The 6,590-nt window shown below is 37.9% G+C and carries 5 protein-coding genes; 2 read left to right on the top strand and 3 right to left on the bottom strand.

Annotation, left to right across the window (positions count from 1 at the left end):
• Window positions 1–430: 430 nt before the first annotated feature.
• Entirely contained in the window at window positions 431–1,270 is an 840-nt protein-coding gene (locus tag GC098_RS07280; RefSeq protein WP_171642394.1) for a copper amine oxidase N-terminal domain-containing protein, read from the bottom strand.
• 205 nt (window positions 1,271–1,475) lie between these two features.
• Between GC098_RS07280 and GC098_RS07285 the strand changes: the two genes are divergently transcribed.
• A complete protein-coding gene (locus GC098_RS07285) occupies window positions 1,476–2,534 on the top strand; it encodes a DUF5667 domain-containing protein (RefSeq protein ID WP_171642396.1) in 1,059 nt (352 codons plus the stop codon).
• A 290-nt stretch (window positions 2,535–2,824) separates the two neighbouring features.
• Window positions 2,825–3,736: a glycosyltransferase family A protein gene (locus tag GC098_RS07290; RefSeq protein WP_171642397.1), complete on the top strand. Its 912-nt coding sequence runs from the start codon at window positions 2,825–2,827 to the stop codon at window positions 3,734–3,736.
• Between the two features lie 1,263 nt (window positions 3,737–4,999).
• Here GC098_RS07290 and GC098_RS41140 read toward each other — a convergent pair.
• Together GC098_RS41140 and GC098_RS07300 are read right to left on the bottom strand one after the other, a co-directional pair.
• Window positions 5,000–5,200, bottom strand: coding sequence for a cyclic-phosphate processing receiver domain-containing protein (locus GC098_RS41140; RefSeq protein ID WP_312880012.1), 201 nt, complete (start codon window positions 5,198–5,200; stop codon window positions 5,000–5,002).
• 143 nt (window positions 5,201–5,343) lie between these two features.
• Window positions 5,344–6,438, bottom strand: a complete 1,095-nt coding sequence (locus GC098_RS07300) for an acyltransferase domain-containing protein (protein WP_171642398.1) — start codon at window positions 6,436–6,438, stop codon at window positions 5,344–5,346.
• Window positions 6,439–6,590 lie beyond the last annotated feature (152 nt).

Below are 6,590 nucleotides of genomic sequence, written 5' to 3' on the forward strand. Positions count from 1 at the left end.
ACCTCTGTTCCCGCATGCCTTTTTAACGACACGTCCTAATATATCTCGCTAACTTTCATTCATCATTGAAATCTAAAGCATGAAATCCTGCGAATAAACGAGCTTGCGTGAGGAAATTAAATCATACCGAGGGAGTTTAACGTCCTGACTTCTGTTTATGCTACGGTTCACCGTAATTAGATTAAAAGAAAATCACATATCCTTGGTACAAATATCCCCAATAATTTACCGTTTAACCTATCGAACTCTTTCAATAAATCATCCGAGTTCTTTGAGTATTTGCTCTGAATGTAAAATCTACTACAAATATAAAGCAGAGACTAATCCCTTCACAACAAACTGCTAGCTGCCAAAGCCGATTAGAAACACAGGGGATGTCCCACAAAGAAAAGAACCATCCGTTAACGGATGGCTCTATAATTATTTCGGATTATTCTTCATAAATGACAACAGATTGAGTATCTGCTTCCCATTTAACTGCTGCTTTCAGGGCTTCGCTCACAAAACGAACCGGCACAACCGTGCTGCCCTGTTCAATTGCTGCGGGTACCTCAAGTGTCACTTCTTTCCCGTTGACCGTAGCAGTCTTGCTATCAATAAAGAGTTTCACAGTAATACCATCGCGTGTAACAGTAACCGAGCGCTCTTCTGCGTTCCAAGTAACCGTGGCTTTTAAAGCTTCAGAAATTGCACGGAATGGAACTAGTGTGTTGCCTTCGCGAATAAACGGAGCTACTTCGAAAGTAGGCTCTTCACCGTTAACGTACAATTTCACGCCTTTTTTCCCTAGCTTCTCATACAATTTACCAAGTTTTTTGTAAGAATCAAGATTCGTCACGTTTGCTAAAATAGCTTCCTTTTGAACGTACACGGCGTCAGTTACGCTGCCGTTCTTATCCAACAGATCTGCAACTACCGACAAAGCTGCGTCCTTCTCTTTGATTACCTCAAGCTCCGCTTTCTTTTCAGCCGTAAGTTGGGTCCCATATTTGCTTAAAAGAAGATCTGCAATAACAGCTCCTGCAGGCTTGTCCTTCACATTGTCGATCGCGTTGAGCAGCCCTTTATATCCATTATGGCCTTGATTGCCATACGTATCGGATGTAACAGTCGCATCCCTATCAGCTTTCACCTTGAGATCAACGTTAACCTTTACAGCATCAGACTTACCCTCATTCGATTGGCTTGTTTCAGATTTTGCCAATGCCGATCCTGCCATAAGACTTGTTGCTAGTACACATGACGCGATAACCATCCATCTTTTTTTCATCTTTTTATTCCTCCTCTTATAAGTAACACTAAGTATATTCGGTATTTCTTTCGGATTTTGTGAGGGTATACACTTGAATTTAATAAAGAAATCCATAAACTAAGCGATCCCGCGTTCTTAAATCCACATGCCCCCTGAAAATAACCATAGCTCTCGTATACCTTAGTATCGGCCGACAGATTACATACAAAAGGTGGTAATACGCATGAAAGTAAAGTTCACGAAGGAACCCAAAAGATACAACCTTTTAACCAAAAGCGCTTTGCTCAGCATACTCGTTTTTAGCGTAGGCACAAGCAGTGTATTGGCTTCAGAGATTCCAACACCAACACCAACACCAACACCAACACCATCTTCTACTCCTGCATCCGTGAACGTCACTCAGAATAAAGCTGAGACAACAGGTCTATTGCCTGGAGACTTCTTCTACTTTGTAAAAACTATGTACGAAAATATTCGATTAGCCCTAACTGTCAATGACATAAAGGAGGCAAGACTGCTTACCTCCTTTGCCCAAGAACGACTTGGGGAAGCGAACACCTTATTGGCTAAGGGAAAAACGAATGAGGCAAGTCTATCTCTTCAGAAGTCACTAGAAACTCAACAAAATGCTATCCAAAAAACAGAACAGGCTTCCGGTTTGTCGACAACCGAAAAGACTGCACTCGCTGCATCTGCGACACCATCGGTAGATACGGAAGCAAATACTACAACAACAGAGCAAACTGAAACCAAAGATGTGAACGATACTGAAAAGGAAGTAAAACACCCTGAGCAGGTACTGAAGGTAAAAACCGAATTGCAGCACAACATTCTGGCTTTGGCTTCAGCATTGGAAAAAGTGGGTAATCCAAAAGCCCAGTCAGCTCTAATGAAAAATATAGAAAAATCGTTTGACCACTTAGATAAAAAGCTGTCTAAAATCGAAAAGAAAACCCGACAGGGGCAGACAAATGAGGATGTTACAGATAAAGCAGAGCAGCAACCTGTAACTTCGATTGTTCCATCAGCAGTTCCGTCATCGGTTCCATCACCAATTCCATCACAAGTAATATCACAAGTTAGAAACGAGTCTGTCTCTATCCAAGAACAACAAGACGACTCCGCAAAGGAAAAAGCAGATCATACGAAAAAAAGTAAAGACAACAAAGAAAAAAATAGATCCGAACAAGAAAAAGATAGAAAGAACAATAATCAACATGGCGGCAGCGAGAAAGAGAACGGTAAAGGCAACGATAAAAATAAGGGAAATAAACAAGAATAATAACTGCTACCTACTCTTCTCGAATCAAAAGCAAAAAATAGTGTATAACTCATCCAAAGTTATACTCTATTTTACTTTTATGCAAATTTTATTTATGGTTGCTTTGAACAAATAGACTAATTACAAATAATTTAAAAGTACATCTAACCAAGTAAACCTAGGTACCACGATTATATGTCCATACAGCAAGCCAGCCTTTTGGTTCCTAGAGTCAAACCAAGCAAAACAAGTTGATCGAAGACACCCGGATAACAAAAACAGAACAGATGAACCAATCGGAGGCGTTAAAATTGAAAAATATTACAATTGCAATCTGTACTAGAAATCGAATTGCAGATATCACCAAATGCATCGATTCCATCAGTAGGCAGGTTGAACTTTATTGTGAGGTTGAGATTTTAATTGTGGATGATGGAGATATCAAAAAGGAACAATTACATTTATTTGAGGCTATCTTATCCAAAATAAAATTCATGAAGCTTTCATACTTTAAGAAATTAAAAGCTGGAATTTGGCTTTCAAGGGTTGAATGTGTAAAAATCGCCGTACATGAAATTATCCTTTATCTAGATGATGATGTTGAATTAGATGATCCTTACTATATAAGCAAATTACTAAAAAATTATGAAGATGATGCAAGTTTGGCAGGAGTAGGAGGAATAGCCAAGGGTTTATATTCTAGTAAAATAGCAAATGCGCTCGGAGTAGCTACGTTTCAAATGTCCAGTTCATTGGGGAAATTGTCCAAAAGCGGTTTAGCAGGATCTATAGCAAATTGGAATAAAGCCAAGTCAAATTTTGAAACAGAATTTTTTCATGGGTGCAATATGTCATTTAAAAAGAGTTCACTTAAAGACATGAAGCCTCTAAGCTGGATGGAAAATTATGCTGTCGGCGATGATTTATATATGTGCTACTATGCAAGCAAATATGGTAGATTGGTTATAGATCCGGATTTAAAAATAATACATCACGAATCGCCTCAATCCAGGGATAAAGCTGAAAATGTTTCTAAGGCCAAAGTCGTAAATCATTACTATTTCCTTAAAATGAAACAAGCCGGGATTTTGAATTACGGGGCACTATTATGGACTATTGTCTATTCAATAGTTAAAGAAATGGTTAAAAAAAATAATGATGCGTCAATAGGTTACTTAAAAGGAATAAAATTCCTGTTATTTGCAAAGAAAGAATCCATATAAAAAGCTTTATCTTTTAGTTCGTTCGTTATAAACGGAAACGAAAGTCGGCCGCCCTGTACTAAACATTTACTCGATTTTCAGATTACATAAAATCAATAGTTTTCCGCATAGAATCAACTAGTCTATTTAAACTTGACCTTTCACTTTGATGTAATTTCGCTTCTTGGCCAATAGTAAGGAGTTTGGTGATTGAGTCTATATTCGAATGAGTTGTCCAATCGTATGTATGTTGAAAACCACGCGCTTTCTAATTCTCAGCGACTTGCCGCAACTTTTCTATGTTTTTGAGACTGGACGCTATGTAAAATTTCATTTCATTCCACCCTTCCACATATTGGAATTATCCACCCGTTAGCGTAACGCAGCTACTGTTCCACGCTGGCGTTGTTATTTAGCTCCCCTGCCAGTTTGATCAACCAGCAACTGACGTGATCAAGATTACGTATCCATCCATATCTTAGCGCGATCCGTCGGAATGTTATAATGTTCTTGTCAAATTCGGGAATGTTCTTGTCACCCGACAATACGAAATTATAAACTTCTTATCCTCTGAAACAATTTTCAGGTTAATCCGTCCAAAATCTTCGGCATCTTGTTGGACATACCAATAATACGACCTTCCGTTATGATTCAACTTACGTTTCCCCTTTGAATTAACTCCCATATGATTGCCCCCTGACTAAAAAGCAGCTGTAAATTGCTATTCCATATATTCAAGACAGCCACCAAACTAACCTGCCCTTTAACGTAACAAAGCCGCCGATCGTGTCGGCAGCTCCGTCATTCAACTATAGTATCCGTTAGCTTAAAAGTTTATTGAGTACTCGTTTCTCATTAACTAAAAGGTTCACTGCTTAAATGGAAGTATATAATTCAACCTTTTCTAAATTTGAATCTTGAAAATAATCCTATTAAGAGAATACTAGCTGAAAATAACACTCCAAGAAAATATAAACTTAAATTATCAAAATTAACTGCGTATCCGACCCTAAAGGATTGAGTTAACGGAAAATAATCCATATTGTCCAAGTACAGATGACGGCAGCCGATCGTGTGCTGGCTGCCGTCGTGTTGTGATTGAACTATCGTTTCCCGTTAGAGTAACGGATGGTCATTTAAGTGAATACTTGTTTGGAGTAATAAGATAATGGAATATCTCAATATCCTCATCAATAAATCCTCTTCGTTGTGCAGCTAGCAAAGTTTCATACATATTTTTTCGTTCTACGGGATTATCTGTATGTAAATAAATTTTGTTCGCCCTTAAACCATTCTCACAAAATACTTAACAAAATCATATCCATTTCTCAATTCGTTTCCGTGCTTATCTTCACCTAAATCGTGGTCAAGAGATAGTAAGTCTATTTCATGATTTTGAAAAGCCTGAATTGCCTCTTCAAAATTGCTTGCCAAAATAAAACCTTCTGGACAGTCTCTTATGTCATCAAGATAAAGATTAACCATTATTAATCACCTTTCGACAAGTGCAATATATTATTATGGATCAGCAAACGTAACCCGTTAACAGATTAACGAACAACCTGATTAAACTTATCTCGACCTAATGTCATATTTAAACTTGAACCTTAGACCTAAGGGCACTGCTCTTATTTATTAATCAAAATAAACCCATTCGTTACACATAAATCTTTGTTATTCTTCAGGTGATTGTAAACCGCTTCTTGCAGGCTGCTTTTTCTTGGCAGTTTCTCTAAATCAGGGTTAGAAGTGTTGAATACAAAGAACAAGAATGAAGAGTTCCTCACAACGCTGCTTACGAACGTAAACATGGAGCTGAATTTGAGTATGTTGCTGTCTGCGCCCAATATTTCTTTAAATTGCGGCGTGAGAAGCCACGAGTCGCAGACGAATGCCTTATAGTTATAATCGTTGAAATAGGTTTTATAAAACTCCAAAGCCTGTTCGAAGGATTTCTTGCATTTTTCTATGTCTAACGATTCGTAACCAGGTATATGTACATCAAGCACATCATCGTTTTCATCCAAAACGAGGTCGTAATCCGACTTTGCAAGGGTCACGTCTTTTTTAATCATGACCCCATTGTCAAGAATGCTATTGGATATAATAGCCGTATCCGTTTCCAGCACTTTAGATGAAAAGTAATTTTTGTTCAAATCTATGCTAGGGATGGTGATCGGAATCGTAAAACCTCCATCATCAAACTTCACCTGATCATGAGGGATAATGACTATTTCACTGGTCTTTTTATTTCTATAGACTCTAGCCTTCAAATAATTTTTCTTATAAATAAATTGCAAACGTCCCAATCTGAAAATCTTATTCTTAAAATGGTTTTTCAACCAACGAAGTTCTTCAAATCCGTCTTTCTGATTTCTATCTTTATAACCTCGGATCCATAAATTCACGTCGCTGAAGGTGTGAAGCAAGATCTCCTTGGGCAACTTATGCTTCTCATAAAAAGTTAGAACGTCATCGAATTTATTCAACAGCACGATGAGCGGGAAAAAGTTCGCTCCTTGCAAGTGATTTGCCACATTTGCATTGAAATCTTCGGATAAATCAAATTGGTTCTCTACATAAATTTGATTCCGTGCAATCTCTAATTGCTCTTTCAGAAATTCCGAGTGCTGAATCTCATCGAAGCACTGGAGAATCAAATCCAAGTTGTAATCATCAATTTGCAAATATTCATTGATTTTTACGATATAGTCTCGATCCATCGTGATTCCTCCTGATTTATAGCGCACTTTGAAATACATTATATCACAACGGATTTGATTCACTCTAAATTGAAAACAAACGTTCATTCAACATTTCTGCCCGTAAGCACAACACGGCTACCGATTCAAGCCGGCAGCCGCGTATTATTATG

The organism is Paenibacillus phytorum, assembly GCF_013141715.1.
In the GTDB taxonomy this organism is placed as follows: Bacteria; Bacillota; Bacilli; order Paenibacillales; family NBRC-103111; genus Paenibacillus_E; species Paenibacillus_E phytorum.